The organism is Shigella sp. FC1967 (assembly GCF_001743005.1).
Classification (GTDB): Bacteria; Pseudomonadota; Gammaproteobacteria; order Enterobacterales; family Enterobacteriaceae; genus Proteus.
The window spans coordinates 1-2,510 of the sequence record NZ_MIIZ01000850.1 but is presented as its reverse complement, the minus strand read 5'-3'; the positions used below and the strand labels follow the sequence as shown (position 1 = coordinate 2,510).

At 35.8% G+C, this 2,510-nt stretch carries 1 protein-coding gene and 1 pseudogene; both read left to right on the top strand.

The window, feature by feature from the left end:
- Window positions 1-478 precede the first annotated feature (478 nt).
- Entirely contained in the window at window positions 479-1,693 is a 1,215-nt protein-coding gene (locus tag BHE89_RS14480) for a pyridoxal phosphate-dependent aminotransferase (protein ID WP_069367984.1), read from the top strand.
- Window positions 1,694-1,829: 136 nt separating this feature from the next.
- A pseudogene (gene yfbR / locus BHE89_RS14475) lies at window positions 1,830-2,436 on the top strand (5'-deoxynucleotidase).
- Window positions 2,437-2,510: the final 74 nt, after the last annotated feature.

Below are 2,510 nucleotides of genomic sequence, written 5' to 3'. Positions count from 1 at the left end.
TTAAAACTAATTGATTGCTATCTAATAAAGTAGATTTAACCATATTATTTGAAAATTTAATATATTAAGTCAGATAATACAAATCCGATAAAAATTATTCAATAATTGATTATGCAACATTTCGTTTACCTACCTATCACCCAAACTTATTTCTAATCACCACACTAAAAACCACCTTTTCAACAGAATAATATTTCAGTTTTATTAATAAAAACCAAAACATAGACCTACCATAAGTAATACAATCAGTCATCAAAATAACATTATAAGAATAAACTGACCTTTTACACCAAAAATTTACCTAGCATCTTCAAAAGTTTGTAACGTAAGAGTAGAGTGATAGCACAGTTATTTGCTGGGACAGCCTTTTCATTTATATCTTTCTATATGAATCATCTTTGGCGATAAATGTCGCTAATCGCCACAGTGTTCATCACAGTGTATAGATATGAATCAGACCCTATTAGGTAAACGCGCTATGAATCAGATTAAAAAATCAAACAAACTCGAACATGTCTGTTACGACATTAGAGGTCCGGTTTTGCAAGAAGCAAAACGTCTGGAAGAAGAAGGTAACAAAGTTTTAAAACTCAATATCGGTAACCCGGCACCTTTTGGCTTTGAAGCGCCTGATGAGATTTTAGTAGATGTTATCCGTAATCTACCCAGCTCTCAGGGTTACAGTGATTCCAAAGGGCTATTTTCTGCGCGTAAAGCTATCATGCAGCATTATCAAGCCCGTGATATGCGCGATGTCACTGTTGAAGATATTTATATTGGCAATGGTGTTTCTGAATTAATCGTACAAGCGATGCAAGCCTTATTAAATAATGGCGATGAAATGCTAGTACCTGCTCCAGATTATCCTTTATGGACAGCAGCCGTTTCCCTTTCTGGCGGAAATGCCGTTCATTATATGTGTGACGAGCAACAAGGTTGGTTCCCTGATTTAGATGATATCCGTAGTAAAATTACAAAAAATACCCGCGGTATTGTTATTATTAACCCAAACAACCCAACAGGTGCGGTGTATAGCAAAGAGATTCTGATGGAAATCGTTGAAATAGCACGTCAACATAACCTCATTATCTTTGCTGACGAGATCTACGATAAAATTCTGTATGATGATGCTCAGCATCATTCTATTGCAGCGATGGCGCCCGATTTATTAACTGTAACATTTAATGGTTTATCAAAAACCTACCGTGTTGCGGGCTTCCGTCAAGGTTGGATGGTATTAAACGGCCCTAAAAAACACGCTAAAAGCTATATTGAAGGCCTGAATATGTTAGCGTCTATGCGTTTATGCGCCAACGTTCCGATGCAACATGCCATTCAAACTGCATTAGGGGGTTATCAAAGTATTAGTGAATTTATCCTGCCGGGTGGTCGTTTATATGAGCAACGTAATCGCGCTTGGGAACTGATTAATCAAATTCCGGGGGTTTCTTGCGTTAAGCCAATGGGTGCGCTTTATATGTTCCCTAAAATTGATTTAAATCGCTACAGTATTAAAGACGATCAAAAAATGATCCTCGATTTATTATTGCAAGAAAAAGTGCTATTAGTACAAGGAACAGCATTTAACTGGCCATACCCAGACCATTTCCGTATTGTGACGCTTCCCCGTGAAGATGATTTAGATATGGCAATTCAAAAATTTGGTCGCTTTATTGTGGGTTATCACCAATAAAATTATTCTCTATTTAAATAAAACGCAGTATAACAGCCCGTTATATTGCGTTTTTTATTTTCTTTTTTTATTGTCGTTTACATCTGTTAATTATCCACTCACAATAATATCTTCAATCACGCAATTGGGAGATATTATGAGTTACTTTTTTGCCCACCTTTCTCGCTTAAAACTCATTACTCGTTGGCCTTTAATGCGTAACATTCGCCAAGAAAACGTGTCTGAACACAGTTTACAAGTTGCTTTTGTTGCTCATGCGTTAGCGGTGATTAAAAATCGTAAATTTGGAGGTAATGTCAATGCCGAGCGTATTGCATTACAAGCGATGTATCATGATGCTAGCGAAGTGATCACTGGCGATATGCCTACCCCCATTAAATATCACAACCCACAAATTGCGCATGAATATAAAAAAATAGAAAAATACGCACAGCAAAAACTGATTGAAATGTTACCCGAAGAGTTACAAGATGATTTTCGTCCGCTGATCGATGAACAATTACATAGTGAAGAAGAAACCTTTATTGTTAAGCAAGCAGATAGTCTGTGCGCTTATTTAAAATGTCTTGAAGAGTTAGCCGCAGGCAATAGTGAATTTAATTTGGCTAAAAATCGATTAGAAAAAAACGCTAGCAGAAAGACATAGCCCAGAAATGGACTATTTTATAAAGGTGTTTGTACCCGGCTTTAGTTTATCGCTGGATGAAATTAGTGAAGTAGAAAAAAATAAGTGGGTTATTTAAATAAATAACCCACTCTATTATTTATGATTAAAGTTTAATTTGAATTATTAATGTTTTTCGATTTTTTTTAAAAG